This is a genomic window from Streptomyces mesophilus, assembly GCF_040300965.1.
Lineage (GTDB): Bacteria > Actinomycetota > Actinomycetes > Streptomycetales > Streptomycetaceae > Streptomyces > Streptomyces mesophilus_A.
The window spans coordinates 18,286-39,104 of the sequence record NZ_JBEPEW010000079.1 but is presented as its reverse complement, the minus strand read 5'-3'; the positions used below and the strand labels follow the sequence as shown (position 1 = coordinate 39,104).

18 protein-coding genes and 1 pseudogene are annotated in these 20,819 nt (G+C 69.6%); 8 read left to right on the top strand and 11 right to left on the bottom strand.

The genetic code is table 11. The annotated features are described in order from the left end of the window. The 5 genes and pseudogenes from ABT367_RS25205 to ABT367_RS25185 all read left to right on the top strand — a co-directional run. Positions 1-323 (top strand): annotated as a pseudogene (locus tag ABT367_RS25205) (hypothetical protein); the annotation flags it as partial. 43 nt (positions 324-366) lie between these two features. Further along, positions 367-1,164 (top strand): thioredoxin domain-containing protein, encoded by a 798-nt coding sequence (locus tag ABT367_RS25200; protein WP_352255362.1) that lies wholly within the window; start codon positions 367-369, stop codon positions 1,162-1,164. 92 nt (positions 1,165-1,256) lie between these two features. Continuing rightward, positions 1,257-2,921, top strand: a complete 1,665-nt coding sequence (locus ABT367_RS25195; RefSeq protein WP_352255361.1) for an alkaline phosphatase D family protein — start codon at positions 1,257-1,259, stop codon at positions 2,919-2,921. Positions 2,922-3,240: 319 nt separating this feature from the next. Next, positions 3,241-4,224, top strand: a complete 984-nt coding sequence (locus ABT367_RS25190; RefSeq protein ID WP_352255360.1) for a zinc metalloprotease — start codon at positions 3,241-3,243, stop codon at positions 4,222-4,224. Between the two features lie 108 nt (positions 4,225-4,332). Then, positions 4,333-5,841 (top strand): serine/threonine-protein kinase, encoded by a 1,509-nt coding sequence (locus ABT367_RS25185; protein ID WP_352255359.1) that lies wholly within the window; start codon positions 4,333-4,335, stop codon positions 5,839-5,841. Between the two features lie 49 nt (positions 5,842-5,890). Here the strand turns inward: ABT367_RS25185 and ABT367_RS25180 are convergent, their stop codons facing one another. Then, positions 5,891-6,460 carry a dienelactone hydrolase family protein gene (locus ABT367_RS25180; protein ID WP_352255358.1) on the bottom strand — a complete coding sequence of 190 codons (570 nt, stop codon included), beginning with the start codon at positions 6,458-6,460 and terminating at the stop codon, positions 5,891-5,893. 30 nt (positions 6,461-6,490) lie between these two features. Here ABT367_RS25180 and ABT367_RS25175 point away from each other — a divergent pair, with 30 nt between their 5' ends. Next, on the top strand, positions 6,491-7,585 hold the full coding sequence (locus tag ABT367_RS25175; RefSeq protein WP_352255357.1) for a mechanosensitive ion channel family protein: 1,095 nt from the start codon (positions 6,491-6,493) through the stop codon (positions 7,583-7,585). Between the two features lie 18 nt (positions 7,586-7,603). Here the strand turns inward: ABT367_RS25175 and ABT367_RS25170 are convergent, their stop codons facing one another. The 5 genes from ABT367_RS25170 to ABT367_RS25150 all read right to left on the bottom strand — a co-directional run bounded on the left by ABT367_RS25170 (position 7,604) and on the right by ABT367_RS25150 (position 12,577). Further along, positions 7,604-9,190, bottom strand: a complete 1,587-nt coding sequence (locus tag ABT367_RS25170) for a Na+/H+ antiporter (RefSeq protein ID WP_352255364.1) — start codon at positions 9,188-9,190, stop codon at positions 7,604-7,606. Positions 9,191-9,324: 134 nt separating this feature from the next. Continuing rightward, positions 9,325-9,816, bottom strand: coding sequence for a GNAT family N-acetyltransferase (locus ABT367_RS25165; protein WP_352255356.1), 492 nt, complete (start codon positions 9,814-9,816; stop codon positions 9,325-9,327). After that, complete coding sequence (locus ABT367_RS25160; protein WP_352255355.1) at positions 9,813-10,757, bottom strand: RluA family pseudouridine synthase; 945 nt, start codon at positions 10,755-10,757, stop codon at positions 9,813-9,815. The genes ABT367_RS25165 and ABT367_RS25160 overlap by 4 nt, the downstream gene beginning before the upstream one ends. A 97-nt stretch (positions 10,758-10,854) precedes the next feature. Then, positions 10,855-11,445, bottom strand: a complete 591-nt coding sequence (lspA, locus tag ABT367_RS25155) for a signal peptidase II (protein ID WP_352255354.1) — start codon at positions 11,443-11,445, stop codon at positions 10,855-10,857. Between the two features lie 67 nt (positions 11,446-11,512). Then, positions 11,513-12,577, bottom strand: coding sequence for a TraR/DksA family transcriptional regulator (locus ABT367_RS25150; RefSeq protein WP_352255353.1), 1,065 nt, complete (start codon positions 12,575-12,577; stop codon positions 11,513-11,515). 608 nt (positions 12,578-13,185) lie between these two features. Here ABT367_RS25150 and ileS point away from each other — a divergent pair. Next, complete coding sequence (gene ileS / locus ABT367_RS25145) at positions 13,186-16,329, top strand: isoleucine--tRNA ligase (protein ID WP_352255352.1); 3,144 nt, start codon at positions 13,186-13,188, stop codon at positions 16,327-16,329. Between the two features lie 153 nt (positions 16,330-16,482). Continuing rightward, positions 16,483-16,872 carry a VOC family protein gene (locus tag ABT367_RS25140; RefSeq protein WP_352255351.1) on the top strand — a complete coding sequence of 130 codons (390 nt, stop codon included), beginning with the start codon at positions 16,483-16,485 and terminating at the stop codon, positions 16,870-16,872. A 207-nt stretch (positions 16,873-17,079) separates the two neighbouring features. Here the strand turns inward: ABT367_RS25140 and ABT367_RS25135 are convergent, their stop codons facing one another. From ABT367_RS25135 to pgeF, 5 genes are all read right to left on the bottom strand, one after another. Further along, on the bottom strand, positions 17,080-18,186 hold the full coding sequence (locus ABT367_RS25135) for a DivIVA domain-containing protein (protein WP_352255350.1): 1,107 nt from the start codon (positions 18,184-18,186) through the stop codon (positions 17,080-17,082). A 55-nt stretch (positions 18,187-18,241) separates the two neighbouring features. Then, positions 18,242-18,526: a YggT family protein gene (locus tag ABT367_RS25130; protein ID WP_165335537.1), complete on the bottom strand. Its 285-nt coding sequence runs from the start codon at positions 18,524-18,526 to the stop codon at positions 18,242-18,244. 59 nt (positions 18,527-18,585) lie between these two features. Beyond that, a complete protein-coding gene (locus ABT367_RS25125) occupies positions 18,586-19,233 on the bottom strand; it encodes a cell division protein SepF (RefSeq protein ID WP_165335536.1) in 648 nt (215 codons plus the stop codon). Positions 19,234-19,357: 124 nt separating this feature from the next. Next, on the bottom strand, positions 19,358-20,077 hold the full coding sequence (locus ABT367_RS25120) for a YggS family pyridoxal phosphate-dependent enzyme (RefSeq protein WP_352255349.1): 720 nt from the start codon (positions 20,075-20,077) through the stop codon (positions 19,358-19,360). Between the two features lie 6 nt (positions 20,078-20,083). Next, positions 20,084-20,794, bottom strand: coding sequence for a peptidoglycan editing factor PgeF (gene pgeF / locus ABT367_RS25115; protein ID WP_434975528.1), 711 nt, complete (start codon positions 20,792-20,794; stop codon positions 20,084-20,086). Positions 20,795-20,819: the final 25 nt, after the last annotated feature.

Genomic DNA, 20,819 nt, shown 5'->3' with positions numbered 1-20,819 from the left:
CGGGCGCCGGCCACAAGCCGGCCGCCGAACTGCTCGCCTCCGCCGATCCGTCCTCCGCCTGGATCCTGCTCGCGGCCCATGTCGTGATCGGTCTGGGCGCCGCGGCCTGGCTGCGCCGCGGCGAACGGGCCTTCGCCCAGCTGGTGCGCGCCATGGTCGCGGTGGCGTTCCGTCCGCTGCGGATCGCGGTGGCCGCGGTCGCCACGCGGCCGACCCCCGTACGACGCGTCGTGCGCGCCGCCCAGCAGACGCGCCCCCTGTCTCCGCTGCTCATCGCCCACTGTGTGGGCCGGCGTGGTCCGCCTTGCCCGGCTGCTGTCTGAGCCATCGGTAAAGCGCATTCCACCCTTTTACGGAGATCGAGTCATGAGCAAGCGCAACAGTCAGGCGAACAAGGCCGCGGCCCGCGAGCGGCTGCGCGTCGAACGCGAACGGCAGGCCAAGAAGGACAAGGCACGCCGGCAGATCATCGTCGGGGCGAGCATCGTCGGTGTCCTCGCCGTGGCCGCCGGGGCCGGCTATCTGATCATGCAGGCCAACGAGCCTTCCGGCTGGGACAAGGCCGCCGAGGCCAAGGTGATCGCCCCGGCGAACACCTCCGGCAAGAACGGCACGACGGTCACGATCGGCGACGCCGCGAAGAACACCGTCCACCTCTACGAGGACCCGCGCTGCCCCGCCTGCGCCTCGATGGAGCAGGCCATCGGCGCGGACATCGACAAGGGCATGGAGAACGGCGACTACAAGCTGTCCTTCACCATCGGCACCTTCCTCGACGGCAACCTCTCCGGCGAGGGCTCCAAGAACGCGCTGAGCGCGCTGGGCGCCGCCCTGAACGTCAGCCCCGAGGCGTTCCTCGACTACAAGGCGGCGCTGTACTCGAAGGAGTACCACCCCGAGGAGTCCGCCGACGAGTTCGCCAAGGACGACTACCTGATCAAGGTGGCCGACACGGTCGACGGTCTGAAGAACAACAAGGACTTCCAGAACGACGTCAGGAACGGCACCTACGACCCCTGGGCGATGAAGATGAGCGACTCCTTCCAGAGCGCCAAGGACGTCACGGGCACGCCCACCATCAAGATCAACGACAAGAAGATCGAGACGCCTTCGGACAAGGCGGCCTGGGACGCCGCGCTGAAGTCCGCGGGCGTGACGAAGTAACTCCGGCCGGCATCAGGCCAATCCGTTAAGAGCGGGCGAACTTTCACGGTTCGCCCGCTCTTGACGCTTACTGATCAGTAATCTCATCGCTCGTGACCAGTAGACTCCAGGCTTCCCACGAGCCCTCCTCCGCCTCAACTCCCCGTCGCCGTACGGTCGTCAAGGCCGCCGCGACCGTCGCCGTCGCCGCACCCCTCGCGGCCGGGGCCCTGCCCGCGCACGCCGCCGAGCCGCCCGCCTTCCTGCACGGTGTGGCCTCCGGCGACCCCCTGCCCGACGGCGTCCTGCTGTGGACCCGTGTCACGCCGATACCCGGGGCCGAGCCCGGGTCCGGGCTCGGCCCCGACACCGACGTGCACTGGGAGCTCGCCGAGGACAAGGCGTTCACCCGGACCGTCGCGCAGGGCACGGTGACCGCGCGGGCCGCGTCCGACCACACGGTCAAGGCCGATGTGCGCGGCCTGCGGCCCGCCACCGACTACTGGTTCCGCTTCACGGCGGGTTCCGTGACCTCCGTGATCGGCCGCACCCGCACCACCCCCGCGTACGACGTGAGCGCCGGGAACGTGCGCTTCGGCGTCGTATCCTGCGCCAACTACGAGGCGGGCTACTTCTCGGCGTACCGCCATCTCGCCGCCCGGCAGGACCTGGACGCGGTGCTGCACCTCGGCGACTACATCTACGAGTACGCGAGCGGCGGTTACCCCGAGACGGACCAGGTCCTGCGCGCCCAGAAGCCGGCGCACGAGATCCTGACGCTCGCCGACTACCGGCTGCGGCACGGCACATACAAGACGGACGCCGATCTGCAGGCCGTCCAGGCGCGCCACCCGGTGATCGCGATCTGGGACGACCACGAGGTGGCCAACGACGCCTGGTCCGGCGGAGCGGAGAATCACAGCCCCGGCAGCGAAGGCCCCTACGCCGCTCGCGTGCAGGCCGCCAAGCAGGCCTACTTCGAGTGGATGCCGGTGCGGCCGGCGACCGAGGGGACGGTCTACCGCCGTATCCGCTACGGGCAGTTGGCCGACCTGCACCTGCTCGATCTGCGCTCCTTCCGCTCCCAGCAGGCGGGCGTCGGCAGCGGTGCCGTGGACGACCCGGAGCGTACGATCACCGGCCGCGCCCAGCTGGACTGGCTGAAGCAGGGGCTCTCCCAGTCGCAGGCGCGGTGGAAGCTGGTCGGCACCTCGGTGATGATCTCGCCGATGGCCTTCGGTTCCGTACCGGCCCATCTCCTCGGCCCGCTCGCGGAGTTGCTCGGTCTGCCGAAGGAGGGCCTCGCGGTCAACGTCGACCAGTGGGACGGCTACACCGACGACCGCCGCGAACTGCTCGCACACCTCACGGACCACGCCATCCAGGACACGGTCTTCCTGACCGGCGACATCCACATGGCGTGGGCCAATGACGTGCCGGTGAGGGCCGCCACGTACCCCTTCTCGAAGTCCGCAGCGACGGAGTTCGTGGTCACCTCGGTGACCTCCGACAACATCGACGACATCCTGGGCGTGGCCCCGCAGACCGTGTCGCTGGTCGCGGCCGGTGCGATCAAGGCGGCCAACCGCCATGTGAAGTGGCTGGACATGGACAGCCACGGGTACGGCGTCCTCGATGTGACGGCCGCACGGACGCAGATGGACTACTACGTGCTCTCCGACAAGACGGACGCCAACGCGTCGGCGCGGTGGGCACGTTCGTACCGTACGGCGAGCGGCACGCAGCGGATCGAGCGGGCGGACAAGCCGGTCGCCTGAATCGGCCCACAAGGTCGGCCGACTACGCCGGCGCCGTCCAATTCCGGCCACCCGGCCGCGTGTTACCGGCGGATCACACCGTCACGGCGGGTGGTGAATCCAGGGTTCCGAATCCGGACACACCACCCGCCCCGGTGACTCCTCTTGTTGCTGTCTCATCTCAAACCCCGGACAGCACAGAAGTTTTTCTCCCGCTTGGCCCGATTCACCAGACGATTCATTGGTCCAGATCCCTCCTCCTCAAGATCTGACATGGCCACGTAATGTCCCCGCGGCAGCGAGGAAGTTCCTCGCTGTTCGCGTCCGCGAGGAGTTCGCCTTGTTCGCTCTTGCACGCATATCGACCCGTACGCGGGTACGGCTGCTCTCCACGGCCCTGGTGGCCGGAACCCTGATGCTGGCCCCGCTCTCCGCCCCGAGCGGAGCCGCCACGGCAAGCCCGTCGCCCCAGGCCGAGGAGTGCGAGGACACCCACCTCGGCGCCGCCCGCGAGACCAAGGCCGGCGCCGCCCACGCGGACGAGCCCAACGAGGTCAGCGCGGCCAAGGCGCAGGCCATGGACGCGGATCTGCAGCGCAGACTCGACCGCCTGCGCGCGAGCGGTCAGCGCTCCACCACGGCGGCCGCGACCAGCATCCCGGTGTACTTCCACATCGTCCACGACGGCGACACCGGCAAGCTCACGGCCACCGACATCAGCAACCAGATGGCGGTTCTGAACGCGGGCTTCGGCGGCCAGGGCACCGGAAACGCCGACTCCGGCTTCCAGTTCACGCTCGCCGGCACGGACTACACGAACAACGCGACCTGGTACAACGGCATCCAGCCGGGCTCCACCGCCGAGAAGCAGATGAAGTCCTCTCTGCGCAAGGGCGGCGCGAACGCCCTCAACTTCTACACCGCGAAGCTGGGCGGCGGCCTGCTCGGCTGGGCCACCTTCCCGTCCTCGTACAACTCCAACCCGTCGGACGACGGTGTGGTCGTCCTCGACTCCTCGCTGCCGGGCGGCTCGGCGGCCAACTACAACGAGGGCGACACCGCCACCCACGAGGTCGGCCACTGGATGGGGCTCTACCACACGTTCCAGGGCGGCTGTAACGGCAACGGCGACTACGTGGACGACACCGCCGCCGAGAAGGCCCCGGCCTACCAGTGCCCCGAGGGCCAGGACAGCTGCACCCGCAAGCCGGGCGTGGACCCGATCCACAACTTCATGGACTACACGTACGACAACTGCATGTACCAGTTCACCGCGGGCCAGGCCAAGCGCATGCAGGACAGCTGGGCCGCGTACCGCGCCTGACGGAACCCGCCGCATGGCGCGTACCGACTGACGGAACCCGCCGCACGCCGCGGAACGTCCCCCTCTACTCTGAGCTGCGACACACGGGGCAGAGGGGGAACCGGCGGCATGAGTGCGCCAGGCCAGATCATCGACGACCGCTTCGAGCTCATCGAACGGCTCGGCAGCGGCGGCATGGGGACGGTCTGGCGCGCCCGCGACACCGCCCTGGACCGCGAGGTGGCACTCAAGGAAGTCCGGCCCGTGGACCCGGCGTTCATCGAACGGAACACCATGCTGCGCGAGCGCGTCCTGCGCGAGGCCCGGGCGCTCGCCCGGCTCAGCCATCCGCATGTGGTGACGATCCACCAGATCCTGGAGCCCGGCGGACATGCCCACCCCTGGATCGTGATGGAGCTGCTGCCGGGCGCCACTCTCCAGGACCGCCTGTCCCAGGGGCCGTTGACATCGCCGGAGATCGCCCGGATCGGGCGCCAGGTGCTCTCCGCGCTGCGGGCCGCGCACGCGGCCGGGATCCAGCACCGGGATGTGAAGCCGGCCAACGTCATGCTGCGCGCAGACGGTTCGGCCGTCCTCACGGACTTCGGCATCGCCGCCCTCCAGGGCTCCACGGCCCTCACCCAGACCGGCGAGATGGTCGGCTCCCCCGAGTTCATGGCCCCCGAGCGCATCCGCGGCACGGACAGCGACCCGGCCTCCGACCTGTGGTCGCTCGGCCTTGTCCTGTACGTGGCGGTGGAGGGCGTCTCCCCGCTGCGCCGGGCCACGACGCTGGCCACTCTGGCCGCCGTACTCGACGAGCCGGTCCCGCCGGTGCGTTCGGGCCCCCTGGCCCCGGTGCTCGAGGCCCTTCTCGTACGGGATCCGGCGGCGCGGCCGGATGCGGCGCGGCTCGACGCGATGCTGGCCGAGGTCGAGGCGGGGCGGACACCCCAGTGGTCCGAGCGGCCGACCCTGACGGCGCCCGCCCCGCCGGCGCCTCCGCGGCCCGACGATCCACGCCCGGACCCGTCCCCCACCGTGCTGCCCGCACCACCGCGCTCGTCCGGCCGTACGCCGGTGATCGTCGCGGTCGTGGCAGTGGCCGTGGCGGTGGTGGCGGCCACGGCTCTGGTCTTCGCACTGCGCGGCGACGGGGACGACGGCAACGGCGGTCAGGGCAAGAACGAGGGCACCGGCACCGGCGCTCCCCCGGCGTCCGAGTCCGAGGACCCCTCCGGCAAGCCGCCCACCACGCGCCCGCCCTCCAGCACTCCGCCGCCGTCCAGTTCGCCGGGCGCGATCCCGGAGGCCGGGCAGTGGGTGGCGATGCTGTACTCCGAGCCGTCTTCGAGCGGCGAGGCGGTGCGCGATCGGCGCCTCGCGAAACTGCGGGGGACGGTGCCGGGGACGACGTATGTGCTCAGCGATGACTACGCGTCGCTCAGGCCGGGTTTCTGGGTCTTCTACACCGGCCCGTTCCCCGACGGCCGCGCCGCCCTGTCGTACTGCGCCGAGCGGGGCCTGACGGACAGGAACCAGTGCGCCGGCCGCTACATCAGCACCCGCTCCGCGGACTTCGAGCTGCAGTGCTACCCGCCCGCCTCCGCGCCGTCGGGCACGTGCCGGCGCGACTAGGACGCTTCCGTGCCGCGGACGACCGGGAAGCGCTGCGCGCCCGTCCGGGTCAGAGCGTCTCGAGGAATCCCAGCGCCGTCTTCCAGGTCGCGTCCGCCGCCTCGGCGTCGTAGTCCGGCAGGTCCGGGTCCGTGTAGAGGTGCCCGGCACCCCGGTAGCGGAAGACCTCGACATCGGCGCCGGCCCGGCGCATCCGCAGGTACCAGGCGTTCTGCCAGTCCTCCGGCTCGAAGGCATCGGGGTCGGCCACGTGCAGCTGCACCGGCAGATCGTCCGCGGAGGCGTCATCGGCGATGTCCGATGTGCCGTGCAGCAGCAGCAGACCGCGGGCCTTGTCGTCGGCCAGGGCGACGTTCTGCGCCAGCGCCGCACCGAGTGAGAAACCGGCGTAGACAAGACCGCTCTCGGAGTACGGTGCGGAGGCGGCGACGGCCCGGCGCAGCAACTCGTCCTTGCCGATCTCGTCCTTGATCTTCATGGCGTCCTCGACGCTCTCCGCGGTCTTGCCGTCGTAAAGATCGGGTACCTGCACCTCATGCCCGGCAGCCCTCAGCCGGCCGGCGGCTTGATGTACAGCAGGGCGCAGGCCGTAGACCGAATGGAAAAGCATGATGTTCATGAGGCCATCGTGCCACCTACCCTCGGAGGCATGGAGAACGTGCTGCGCCCGTTGATCGTCATCGGCGCCGCGGTCGTCATCACGCTGGCCATCGGCTGGCTCGTCGACCGCCTCCTGCGCCGTACCGACGCCCGCCACACGGAGACTCCGCTGTGGGGGCTGCTGCGCCGTTGCCGGCTACCGCTGCAATGTGTGCTGCTCGTCGCACTCTTGAGGGGGACGTACGAAAAGGCCGAAGTACTCGAGGACCACTCCGCGGGCATCGGCCGGACGCTCAGCCTGGTCCTGATCGGAGCCTGCGCCTGGCTCGTGGTCCGGATCGCCGCGGCGGTCGTCGAGTCGAGTTACGCGCACTACGCGTCCCGCAGCCACGACCCGGCCAGGCTCCGCAGGGTCCGCACCCAGGTGAGCTTGATCATGCGCGTGGTCACCGCGGTGGTCGCCGTGGTGGCCGTCGCCGCGATGCTGCTGACCTTCCCGGCGATGCGCACGGTCGGCACGTCCATGCTGGCCTCGGCCGGTGTGCTCGGCATCGTCGCGGGCATCGCGGCCCAGTCCACGCTGGGCAATCTCTTCGCCGGCTTCCAGATCGCGTTCGGCGACATGGTGCGGCTCGGCGACACGGTGGTGGTGGACGGCGAATGGGGAACGGTCGACGAGATCACCCTGACCTTTCTGACCGTACGTACGTGGGACGAGCGCCGGATCACCATGCCGGTCTCGTACTTCACCTCGAAGCCCTTCGAGAACTGGTCCCGCGGCGGCGCCCAGATGACCGGAACGGTCTTCTTCCACCTCGACCACATGGCCCCGGTGTCCGCGATGCGCGAGAAGCTCCACGACATCCTGCGCGAATGCCCGGCCTGGGACGGCCGTGACTGGGGGCTCGCGGTCACCGACACCACGCCCACCACGATCCAGGTCCGCGCCCTGGCCACGGCCAAGGACGCGGACGACATCTGGACGGTACGGGTGACGATCCGCGAACAGCTCGTCGGCTGGCTCGCCGACCACCACCCCTACGCCCTGCCCCGCATCATGACGGCCTTCGCGACCCCGCCGCCGAACGGTGCCCTGGACCACGCGGCACCGGACGGTACGGCCCCGAGGACGGGCCGGGGCTAGGCAGCGAGCCCCGACGGCTCACCGCAGACTGCGTACGTCGAGATGCCGCAGCACCCGGTCGACGATCTCCGGATCGGCGCCGGGTTCGCTGCGCGCGGAGAGCACTTCGTGCCGGGCGGCCGACAGCATCTCGCCCCGGATGGAGCGCATCCGCTTCATCTTGGCGGCCCGCTCGGCGAAGTGCTCCTTGCGGTGGTCGTCGAGCATGTCGGGGTTGATCCGCATCCCGATGTCGAGGGCTGCGCGCATCAGTTGGTCCATCGAGTCCTGGGAAAGCTCCTCGACGGCCTCGATCTCCTTGAGCCGCGCCTTCGCCGCCTTGGTGGCCCGCAGCGCCAGCTCCACCTCGAAGGCGTCCTCGGCCTCGGCGTCCGCCTCGACCCCGAGCTTCTTCACCAGCCAGGGCAGCGTCAGACCCTGGCATACGAGGGTGGCCATGATGACGCCGAACGCGATGAACACGATCTCGTCCCGCCCGGGGAACGGCGAACCGTCGTCCATTTTCAGCGGAATGGCCAGGGCAAGCGCGACCGATGCCACACCGCGCATGCCCGACCACCACATGACGACGGTCTCGCGCCAGCTGACGGGGATCTCCTCGTCGTAATCGCGCCGGTCGTGCAGCTTCTTCGCCAGCCAGGTCGCCGGCAGCAGCCACAGCAGACGAACGAACACGACCACCCCGACGATGGCGGCGGCCCAGCCGCTCCATTCCACCCAGCGGCCGGAGGCGGCCGAGATCGCGTTGTGCAGTTCGAGGCCGATCAGGCCGAAGGCGATCCCGGTGACGAGGGTGTCGACGATCTCCCAGAAGCTGCGGTTGACCAGACGCCCCATCACGTCGTCGGCGTCCGCGGCGTGTTCGGCGATGAACAGCGCGGTCACCAGGACGGCCAGCACCCCCGAGCCCTTCAACTCCTCGGCCGCCACGTACGAGACGAACGGCACGAGCAGTGTGAGGCCCACCTGCAAGGTGGCGTCCCCGAGCAACCCGATCAGCTTGTTGGTCGCCCAGCCGAGCGCCACCCCCACCGCGACGGCGACGACGGCCGAGAGCACGAGTTCGAGGGCGGCCTGGGGCAGCGAGAAGGTTCCGCTGACGGCGGCGGCGATGGCCACGTGGTAGAGCACGATCGCCGTCACATCGTTGAAGAGCCCCTCCCCTTCGAGGATCGACACCAGCCGTCTCGGCAGCCCGAGTTGACCGGCGACCGCGGTCGCGGCCACCGGGTCGGGAGGTGCGACCAGCGCCCCGAGCGCGAGCGCGGCGGCGAGCGGAAGGCCGGGCACCAGGGCGTTGGCCACCAGGGCGACGGCCGCGGTGGTGACGAACACCAGCGCCACGGCGAGCAGCAGGATCGGCCGGAGATTGGCCGCGAACTGCCGCCAGGAGGTCCGCTGCACGGCGGCGTACAGGAGCGGCGGCAGCACCAGCGGCAGGATGTAGTCCGGGTTGATCTCCACGTTGGGCACGAACGGCAGCAACGCGAGAACGATCCCGGCGAGCGTCATCAGGACGGGCGCCGGCAACTTCAGCCGCTCCCCGACCGGCACACTGACCACGGCGCCGAGCAGCAGCACGAAAAGCAACGCCAACTGTTCCACGGGGCCTCCGGTCACACGCCAAGATCACGTGCCCCCAAGGGTGCCACGCAAACCGGACATTCATGCCCGGCCCCAGGACGAGCCGTCCGGCTATGCCCCCAACGCCCGCCGCATGACGCGTCCGAACCCCCGCCTCACCGCCCGTTCAAGGCCCGCCGCATCGCGCGATGCTCAATCCCCGCGTCCAGGAACTCCGGCCCGTACACCTCGTACCCGAGCCGCTCGTAGAACCCCAGCGCATGGGTCTGGGCGTGCAGATCCACCGCGGTGAGCCCTCGCGCGGCGGCGCACTCCTCGATGGCCCGCACCAGCGCGACCCCGACCCCGAGCCCCCGCGCGGGCTTCGCCACCGCGAGCCGGCCGAGCGAACCGACCGCGGCGTCACCGGTCTTGGCGATCCCGGCCGCGCCGAACAGCAGGCGCCCGGTCCCGAGCGGCCGCCCGTCCTCGGTACGGACTGCGAGGACATGGACGGCCCCGGCGTCGTACGCGTCGTACTCGATCTCCTCGGGCACACCCTGCTCGCCCACGAAGACCTCCTTGCGTACGAGGAAGCACGCCGCACGGTCCTCGTCGGCCACGGCCTCGCGTACGACGAAACGCGCGTCCCCGCCCTGCGAACTCACCGGTACGTCTCCGCCGCGATCAGGTCGAGCGCCTTCTGCAGATCGGCCGGGTACCCGCTCTCGAACTCGACCCACTGTCCGTCACCGGGGTGCTCGAAGCCGAGCTTCACGGCATGCAGCCACTGCCGGGTGAGCCCGAGGCGCTTGGCGAGGGTCGGGTCGGCGCCGTAGGTCAGATCGCCCACGCACGGGTGTCGATGAGCCGACATATGGACCCGGATCTGGTGCGTACGGCCGGTCTCCAGCTTCACGTCGAGCAGCGAGGCAGACCGGTAGGCCTCGATCAGGTCGTAGTGCGTCACCGACGGCTTGCCGTCGGCCGTGACGGCCCACTTGTAGTCGTGCTGCGGATGCCGCCCGATGGGGGCGTCGATCGTGCCGCTCAGCGGGTCCGGGTGTCCCTGCACCAGCGTGTGGTACCGCTTCTCCGGCACCCGCTCCTTGAACTGCCGCTTCAGCGAGGTGTACGCGCGTTCCGACTTGGCGACCACCATCAGGCCCGACGTACCGACGTCGAGCCGGTGCACCACACCCTGCCGCTCGGCCGCACCGGACGTCGAGATCCGGTAGCCGGCCGCCGCGAGGCCGCCGATCACGGTGGTCCCGGTCCAGCCCGGCGACGGATGCGCGGCCACGCCCACGGGCTTCACGATCACGACGATGTCGTCGTCGTCGTACGCGATCTCCATGCCCTCGACGGGCTCGGCCACGACCTGCACGGGCGCGGCGGCCTGCGGCATCTCGACCTCGAGCCAGGCGCCCCCGTGCACCCGCTCGGACTTCCCGACCACAGCCCCGTCGACCTGCACCTTTCCGGCAGCAGCCAGCTCGGCCGCCTTGGTGCGGGAGAAGCCGAACATGCGCGAGATGGCGGCGTCGACGCGCTCGCCCTCAAGGCCGTCGGGTACGGGCAGACTGCGGGTCTCGGGGTGTGTACTCACCTGGAAAGTATGACGGACCGCCGCGGACTCCTCGTCCGCAGCGGTCCCAGGGCCCGAAGGAGGAGGCCGGAGGCCTCAGTCCTCGTGCCATGTGCCGTCAGTCCTTGTGTACGGTCCCGTCCGGGTCGAGGCCCTTGAAGGACAGGATCACGATCAGGATGCCGCCGCAGACGATCGCCGAGTCCGCGAGGTTGAACACCGCGAAGTTCTTGGGCGCGATGAAGTCGACGACATGCCCCTCGAAGACACCGGGCGCCCGGAACAGGCGGTCCGTGAGGTTGCCGAGCGCACCACCGAGCAGCAGACCGAGCGCGATGGCCCAGGGCAGGCTGTAGAGCTTGCGGGCGAGCCGGACGATCACCACGATCACGGCGGCGGCGATACACGTGAAGATCACGGTGAAGGCCTGGCCCATCCCGAACGCCGCACCCGCGTTCCTGATCGCCTCGAAGCGCAGCCAGTCGCCGATGATCTCGATCGGCTCGTGGTGCTCCAGCTTGGCGACCACGATCATCTTGCTGATCAGGTCGAGCGCATAGGCGACCGCGGCGACCGTGAAGAGCGCCACGATCTTGCGGCTGCCCTTGGCCGCCTTCTCGTCCCCCTGGACTCCCTCGGCCTGCGGATCCTGCTCCGGCTCCGCGCCCTCAACATCCGGCGTACCGATGATGCTCTCCGCCTCTGCCACGTGAGTCCCTCAACCTAGATGCCTGACTGAGCACGAGGGTACGACACATACCTGCGGCGTCCGAGACTCAGTTGCGGCGTTCCTGCTTCTGCTTGCACTCCACGCACAGGGTCGCCCGCGGGAAGGCCTGCATCCGAGCTTTGCCGATCGGATTCCCGCAGCTCTCGCACAGTCCGTACGTCCCCGCGTCGAGCCGCTCCAGGGCCCGCTCGCTCTGCTCCAGCATCTCGCGCGCATTGTTCGCGAGCGCCATCTCGTGCTCGCGCGTGATGTTCTTGCTGCCGGTGTCGGCGTCGTCGTCACCGGCACCGTTGCCCGAGTCGCGCATCAGACCGGCGAGCGCCTCCTCGGAGGAGGCGATCTCCGAGCGCAGCCGCAGGATCTCCGACTGCAGTTCGGTACGCGCCTCGGTCACCTCCTCGGGTGTCCACGGGTCCTCCCCGGGACGGACGGCGAGCACACCGGGCTCGGCCGCCACGGCGCGCGCCTTGGGCACCGCACCACCGCCCTTGCCCGAGGCGACCGTCTCGACAGTCTTCACAGCCTTCTTCGCACCCACCGACCTGGCTCCTGTCTGCTTCGCGGCCTGTTCGCTGCTGTCCGGCTTGCTCTGCGCCTTACTGGCCGCCGCCTTCTTGGCCGGCGCTTTCCTGACCGCCGCCTTCACCGCGGCCTTTTCCTCCACCGCCGCCTCGGCCACGGCCCCCGCGTCCACGGTCTCCTCCACCGACGCCTTTTCGGCCACGGCCTTCTTCGCCGGGGCTTTCTTGACCGCCGCCTTCTTGGCCGCGGTCTTCTTGGCCACGGCCTTCTTCGCAGGAGCTTTCGCCGCGGTCTTCTTCGCGGCGCCCGCCTGCGCGGTGCTCTTCTTCGCGGCCGTGCTCTTCGCGGCCGACTTCTTCGCCGTCCCGGTCTTCGCGGCCGTCGTCTTCGCGGCCGTCGTCTTCACTGCGGTCTTCTTGGCCGCGGTCTTCTTCACCGCCGCCGTCGACTTCACCGCCTTGTCCGACGTCGCCGCCTTGTCCGTACGAGGTGCCGCGGCCGCGGTCGACTTCTTGCCGCTCACGTCCTTCGCCGCGGAAGTGGATCTACTCGACGCCGAATGCTGTTCGGCGGTCTTTTTCGCCACCATGGCCGCGGCCCCTTCACATATTGTGATCTTGCTCGCGAATCGTGCTGGGACGATAAATCGACTCCAGGCCCGCGGCAACGGGGCACGCCGCCCGATCCACCCGTCCCGCGCCACCCACGCGACGGGTCTGCATCGGTTGTGCCCAGCTCCCCGCCCCGTAATCCGCGACTGTGCTCCGGCCGGATCCCCACAAGGCGCCGTGTGGCATTCGGGTCACTCCACGCCCACCTGCCGATCCTTCCCCGACGCCCGTCCGGAGCCCGAAAACCGGTCGGCCGAGCGGCCCCGGGCCCCGTACACTGGGCACTGCGAAAAGGCATCGATGGGGACGAGTAGCGTCCGTACGCAGCCAGGAGCGACCCGGGGACGGTGTGAGCCCGGGGGCGAGCGCGAGCGTGAAGATCACCCCGGAGCCGCCGGAAGAAAGCCGCAGCCGGACGCGAGCAGCGAGGGCAGCGGCGAGTAGACCCGGCATCGCGACCCCAATGAGGGGGTCCGTCGGCGCACGCCGGGGGGCCAAGGAGGGTGGTACCGCGGGAGCCCTGCGCCAAGAGCTGCAGGCACTCGTCCCTCCGACGGAAGGCAGCACATCCGCCGGAGGACGACAGATGACGCAGTACCAGCAGGTACCCGCCCAGGTCGACCTGCCCGCCCTCGAGCACGCGGTGCTCGACTTCTGGCGCGAGCAGAAGATCTTCGCGAAGAGCCTCGAGCAGTCCGAGGGACGCCCCGAGTGGGTGTTCTACGAGGGCCCGCCGACGGCCAACGGCATGCCGGGTGCCCACCACATCGAGGCCCGCGTCTTCAAGGACGTCTTCCCGCGCTTTCGCACCATGCGCGGCTACCACGTGGGCCGCAAGGCCGGCTGGGACTGCCACGGCCTGCCCGTCGAGCTCGCCGTCGAGAAGGAGCTCGGCTTCAACGGCAAGAAGGACATCGAGGCGTACGGCATCGCCGAGTTCAACGCCAAGTGCCGCGAGTCCGTGACCCGGCACACCGACGCCTTCACCGACCTCACCACGCGCATGGGCTACTGGGTCGACCTCGACGACGCCTACCGCACCATGGACCCGGAGTACGTCGAGTCGGTCTGGTGGTCCCTGAAGGAGATCTTCGACAAGGACCTCCTGGTCCAGGACCACCGCGTGGCCCCCTGGTGCCCCCGCTGCGGCACGGGTCTGTCCGACCACGAGCTCGCGCAGGGCTACGAGACGGTCGTCGACCCGTCGGTCTTCGTCCGTTTCCCCCTCACCTCCGGACCTCTGGCGGGCGAAGCCGCTCTCCTGGTCTGGACGACGACCCCCTGGACCCTGGTGTCCAACACGGCGGTCGCCGCGCACCCCGACGTCACCTATGTCGTGGCGACGAACGGCACCGAGCGGCTCGTGGTCGCCGAGCCGCTGCTCGCGAAGGCCCTGGGCGAGGGCTGGGAGGCCACCGGCCAGACCTTCACGGGCGCCGAAATGGAGCGTTGGAACTACCAACGTCCGTTCGAGCTCGTGGAGTTCCCGGCCCCGGCGCACTTCGTCGTCAACGCCGAGTACGTCACGACCGAGGACGGTACGGGTCTGGTCCACCAGTCCCCCGCGTTCGGCGCCGACGACCTCCTGGTCTGCAAGGCGTACGACCTGCCGGTGGTGAACCCGGTGCTGCCCGACGGCACCTTCGCCCCCGAGGTCCCGATGGTCGGCGGCGTCTTCTTCAAGAAAGCCGACGAGAAGCTCACGGAAGATCTGCAGGCCCGCGGCCTGCTCTTCAAGCACATCCCGTACGAGCACAGCTACCCGCACTGCTGGCGCTGCCACACCGCGCTGCTCTACTACGCGCAGCCGTCCTGGTACATCCGCACCACCGCGGTCAAGGACCGCCTCCTCGAGGAGAACGAGAAGACCAACTGGTTCCCGGACTCCGTCAAGCACGGCCGCTTCGGCGACTGGCTGAACAACAACATCGACTGGGCCCTGTCCCGCAACCGCTACTGGGGCACCCCGCTGCCGATCTGGCGCTGCGAGGAGAACCACCTCACCTGCGTCGGCTCCCTCGGCGAGCTCTCCGAGCTGAGCGGCACCGACCAGTCGGACCTCGACCCGCACCGCCCGTACATCGACGACGTCACCTTCACGTGCAAGCACGACGGCTGTACGCGGACGGCCGTGCGCGTCCCGGAGGTCATCGACGCCTGGTACGACTCGGGTTCGATGCCGTTCGCGCAGTGGGGCTACCCGCACAAGAACAAGGAGCTCTTCGAGTCGCGCTACCCGGCGCAGTTCATCTCGGAGGCCATCGACCAGACGCGCGGCTGGTTCTACACGCTGATGGCGGTCGGCACGCTCGTCTTCGACAAGTCCTCGTACGAGAACGTGGTCTGTCTCGGCCACATCCTCGCCGAGGACGGCCGCAAGATGTCCAAGCACCTGGGCAACACCCTGGAGCCCATCGCGCTGATGGACCAGCACGGCGCCGACGCGGTGCGCTGGTTCATGGCGGCCGGCGGTTCCCCGTGGGCCGCGCGCCGCGTGGGCCACGGCACGATCCAGGAGGTCGTCCGCAAGACCCTCCTCACGTACTGGAACACGGTCGCCTTCCAGGCCCTGTACGCCCGTACGTCGAAGTGGGCCCCCTCGGACGCCGACCCGGCCGCGGCCGAACGTCCGCTCCTGGACCGCTGGTTGCTCTCCGAGCTCAACCAGCTCGTCGAGCAGACGACGGAGGCCCTTGAGGCGTACGACACCCAGCGCGCCGGCAAGCTCCTGTCGTCCTTCGTCGACGATCTCTCCAACTGGTACGTGCGCCGCTCGCGCCGCCGCTTCTGGCAGGGCGACAAGGCCGCGCTGCGCACGCTGCACGAGGTCGTCGAGACGGTCACGCGCCTGATGGCCCCGCTGACCCCGTTCATCACCGAGCGGGTCTGGCAGGACCTGGTGGTGCCGGTCACGCCGGGGGCCCCGGAGTCGGTCCACCTGTCGACCTGGCCGGAAGCCGACAAGTCCCTTGTGGACCCGTCGCTTTCGCAGCAGATGCTGCTCGCCCGCCGTCTGGTGGAGCTCGGCCGCGCCACGCGTGCCGAGTCCGGCGTCAAGACCCGTCAGCCGCTGTCCCGTGCGCTGATCGCCGCGGTCGGCTTCGAGCAGCTCGGCGAGGAACTGCGGGCGCAGATCACCGAGGAGCTCAACGTCCAGTCCCTGGCGTCACTCTCGGAGGTCGGCGGCTCGCTGGTCGACACGACGGCGAAGGCCAACTTCCGTGCGCTCGGCAAGCGTTTCGGCAAGGGCGTCCAGGACGTGGCCAAGGCGGTCGCGAACGCGGACGCGGCGGCCCTGTCCCTCGCGCTCCGCGAAGGCACGGCGACCGTCGAGGTCAACGGCGAGACCGTGCCCCTGACCCCCGACGAGGTCTTCATCACGGAGACCCCGCGCGAGGGCTGGTCGGTGGCCTCGGAGTCCGGCGCCACGGTCGCGCTCGACCTGGAGATCAGCGAGGAGCTGCGCCGCGCGGGCCTGGCCCGTGACGCGATCCGCCTGATCCAGGAGGCCCGCAAGAACAGTGGCTTCGACGTCGCGGACCGCATCGCGGTGCGCTGGTCGTCCACGGACGAGGCCATGACCGCGGCCCTCGACGAGCACGCCGACCTCATCGCGGACGAGGTCCTGGCCGTGGACTACGCCGAGGGCGAGGCGGACGACTCGTTCGGCGAGACGTTCAAGGACGAGGCCCTGGGCCTGGCCTTCCGCCTGCGCAAGTCGCAGGCGTAGCCCCCAGCCACCCCACCCGGGCGGGCCGGGCGCACGGTCGATGACCGTGCGCCCGGCCCGCCCGGCGTTGTACCCAGGAAGTTCGTGATCTCCCTCCTCGCCGGTCGCACGGGCACCTACCCTGAACCCTCGTCCGCACGACAGGGGAGAGTCATGGCAAGCAGATTCACCGAGCTGGGCATCGACTGCCACGATCCGGAGCGCCAGGCGGCCTTCTGGTGCGCGGTCCTGGACTTCAAGGTGATCGACCGGAGCGAGGACCAGGTCGAGATCGGTTCCTGGGAGCCGACCGTCGAGGGAGTGCGGGCCAGTCAGATGCCGCCCACCGTGTTCTTCGTCAAGGTGCCCGAGGGCAAGGCCGTGAAGAACCGGCTGCACATCGACGTCAGCCCGATCGACCGCAGCACCGAGGACGAGGTGACCAGGCTGGTCGGCCTCGGCGCCACCAGAGCCGACGTGGGCCAGGGCGCGGACCGCAACTGGGTGGTCATGGCCGACCCGGAGGGCAACGAGTTCTGCGTCCTTCGCACCCTGGCTCCGTAGCGCCCGCAAAGTGCGGGCATCCGCGGCAACCCACGCCTCACCGCCACCCGATCCGGTGGATCCATGGCCGTCGCCGCTTCGGCGATCCGTACCGCCGCACAACTGCACAGCTCCAGGCATACAAAAGGGCCGGGCCCCGGGGGTATCCCCGGGGCCCGGCCCTACCAGCCGCCGACGGCTACGCGCACATCAGGCGCGTACAGCCTGTCAGTTGTCGTCCTCGTCGATCAGGAACCCGCGCATCGGCGAGGGAGCCTGCTGCATCGGCTGCGGAGCCTGCGGCCGCACCGGCGCCATCGGCTGGGTCATCGCCGGCGACATCTGCTGCTGACCACCGTACGAAGGCGCACCGGCCATGGACTGCTGGCCGCCCATCGACTGCTGACCGCCCATGGTGTGGCCGCCCATGGAGGGCGCACCCGCACCGGCCGGCTGCATCGACGGCGACGGCGGCAGCGAAGCGGTCGCCGGGGTCCGCGGCGGAGCCAGCGAGTCGTCGGCCTGGGTCTCCAGCTGACGCAGCTGCGACTCCAGGTAGGACTTCAGACGCGTGCGGTACTCGCGCTCGAAGCCGCGCAGGTCCTCGACCTTGCGCTCGAGCGTGGCGCGGGCGGACTCCAGGGAGCCCATCGCGACGCGGTGCTTCTCCTGCGCGTCCCGCTCCAGGGCGTCGGCCTTGGCACGGGCGTCACGCTCGAGGCCCTCGGCACGCGAACGCGCCTCGCCCACGATCTTGTTGGCCTCGCTGCGGGCCTCCGCGATCGCCTGGTCGGCCGTCTGCTGCGCCAGCGAGAGCACGCGCGCGGCGCTGTCGCCGCCGGGGCCCTGACCGGGCTGCGGCATCTGCGGACCGTGGTTGCCCATCGGGCCACCCATCGGACCGCCCATGGGGCCGCCCTGCATCTGGCCGGGACCCTGCGGGCCGTGGCCACCCTGCGGACCGTGGCCGCCCTGCGGACCATGTCCGCTCGGGCCTGCCGGAAGCTGCGGGGCACCGCTCGGCAGCTGCGGCGGACCCCCCATGGGGCCGCCCATCTGCTGCGGCGGGCCCGATATGCCGGCGGGCACGGGGGCACCCGGACCGCGCTGGTCCTGCGGCTCCGGGGGCTTGCGCATGCCCTGCTGCTGGTTCTGCGCGGCGGCACGCGTCGCGGCGGCCAGCTTGGCGCGCAGGTCCTCGTTCTCGCGGAGCAGGCGGGTCAGTTCGGACTCGACCTCGTCGAGGAAGGCATCAACCTCGTCCTCGTCATAGCCTTCTCGGAGGCGGACAGTCGTGAACTGCTTGTTCCGCACGTCCTCGGGGGTCAACGGCATCTCTTCACCTCAACGTAGTCGTCGGCATTCGGCAAGACCGTAATAGACATCGTGCTCACAGCCGGCTCACAACGGAGATCAGGATGTAGACGATGATCATCAGCACGAAGAAGGACAGGTCGAGCGCCACGCCCCCGAGACGCAGCGGCGGAATGAACCGCCGCAGAAGCTTGAGCGGTGGATCAGTGACAGTGTAGGTGGCCTCCAGAACGACCACCATCGCCTTGCCGGGTTGCCATGAGCGGGCGAACTGGAAGACGTAGTCCATGACCAACCGGAAGATCAGCACCACAAGAAACAACGTCAACGCGATATAGAGCACATTCCAGACAACGCTCATGACTCGCGCTTCCCTCTCCCCTGTGTCTCGTGCTGTTCGTGTTCTGCCGGTACTGCGTCTCAGCTCTGGTTGAAGAACCCGCCCTCTGCGATGCGGGCCTTGTCCTCCGCCGTGACATCGACGTTAGCAGGAGACAGCAGGAACACCTTCTGCGTCACCCGCTCAATGCTGCCGTGCAGTCCGAAGACCAGACCGGCGGCGAAGTCCACCAGACGCTTCGCGTCCGTGTCGTCCATCTCCGTCAGATTCATGATCACCGGAGTGCCCTCACGGAAGTGTTCCCCGATGGTACGGGCCTCGTTGTAGGTCCGAGGGTGCAACGTCGTGATGCGGTACGGCTCCCGCTCGGACACAACCTTGGGCATGATCACCGGCGCGTTCTTCTCCAGGCTCTGACGTTCAGGTGTGATGGATGCCACGGGGGCAATACGAGCGGGACGCCCGATTTCAGCCGAAAGCGCACTCGAACCCCCGGCCGCGACCGGGACCGAGGATGAAATAGGCGCCCGCGGTGCGGGAGTTTGTACCTTTCGCTCCGGTTCCTCCCGGTGCAGTTCACGCGACGGCTCGTGCCGCCTGCGGTCCCGCTCCGGCTCGGGGTCCAGCTCGGGTTCGAACTCGTCATCGGGGTCGAAGCCCCGGCCGTCGTAACCGTCGTCCTCCACGAGGCCGAGGTAGACCGCCATCTTGCGCATCGCGCCGGCCATGCTCTGAGTCCTCCGCTCTGAGGTGGATACGCCGGCGCCGCCAAGTGCCCACGATCCACCGGATATCCCCGCTGATCTGCGAGAATCACCATATTTTCTGCTGTGGTCCGACTTCTTGGCGACGTTACCCGAGCCGGGGTCGGACTCCGAGTACCGCAGTGCCGACGCGTACATGTGTCGCCCCTGCCGCTACGGCCTGTTCGAGGTCCGCGCTCATCCCTGCCGAGACCATGTTCGCAGCCGAATGAGCGCTGCGCAGGTCAGTCGACAAATCCATCAGCCGCTTGAACGCCTTGAGTTGTTCACCGGCGTACGGTCCTGCGAGCGGAGCGACGGTCATCAGTCCGTCGAGCCGCAATCCGGGAGATTCCGCGACAAGCGTCGCCAACTCCTCGATTCCATCCGGGGCTACGCCACCGCGGTCCCCTCGCCCGCCCACTTCGGCGTCGAGCGCGACCTGGATCAGGCAGCCCACTTCACGTTCCGCGCGCACGGCCGCGGTCGACAGCGCGGTCACCAGCTTCGCCCGGTCCACCGACTGCACGACATCCGCGTAACCCACCACGGAACGGACCTTGTTGGTCTGCAGCTGCCCGACGAAGTGCCACTGCAGCGGAAGGTCCGCACAGGCGGCCGCCTTGGGGGCCGCGTCCTGGTCCTTGTTCTCCGCGACATGGCGTACACCGAGTTCGGACAGGAGACGGGCATCGCTCGCGGGGAAGGTCTTGGTGACCACGATGAGGGTCACTTCCTCGCGTGCGCGGCCCGCCGCCGCACACGCGGCCGCGATCCGCTTCTCCACCTCTGCGAGGTTTGCTGCGAGTTCGGCCTTACGGTCGGTCATGTCGTATCAGTCCAGCCAGACATAGCTTGCGAGCCGGCCCGTCGTACGGTCGCGGCGGTACGAGAAGTGGTCGGCGGATTCCCGGGTGCACACATCGGAGCCGACGAAGTCGCGTACTCCCAGCCGCTCCAACTGGGCCCGCACCCCGGCCGTGACGTCGACCGCCGGGGTTCCCCAGCTGGTCTCCGCATACGCCGCGGGCTCCACGGCCGCGACGTCCGCGCGCATGTCGGCGGGGACTTCGTAGCAGCGGCCGCACACGGCGGGGCCGGTGCGCGCGATGATCCGGCCGGGCTCGGCGCCCAGCTTCGCCATCGCCTCGACGGTCGCGGGCACCACCCCGGCCACCATTCCCGGCCGGCCCGCGTGCGCGGCGCCGATGACACCGGAGGCGGGGTCGGCGAGAAGTACGGGAGTGCAGTCGGCGGTGAGGACCGCCAGGACCAGGCCCCGGCGTGCGGTCACCGCACCGTCCACGGAAGGGATTTCCGTGTCGGCGCCCCAGGGCCCGTCGACGACGGCGACGTCCTTGCCGTGCACCTGGTTCATCCAGACGACCCGGTCGGGGCCGAAACCCAGGGACCGGGCGGCGAGTTCGCGATTGCGGAGTACGGCAGCGGGGTCGTCCCCGACCGCGCCGCCCAGGTTGAGCTGCTCGTACGGAACGGCGCTCACCCCGCCCCACCGATTGGTGAAGGCAAAGTGGGCGCCGCTCACGAGATCGTGCTGTGCCGCTATGGGT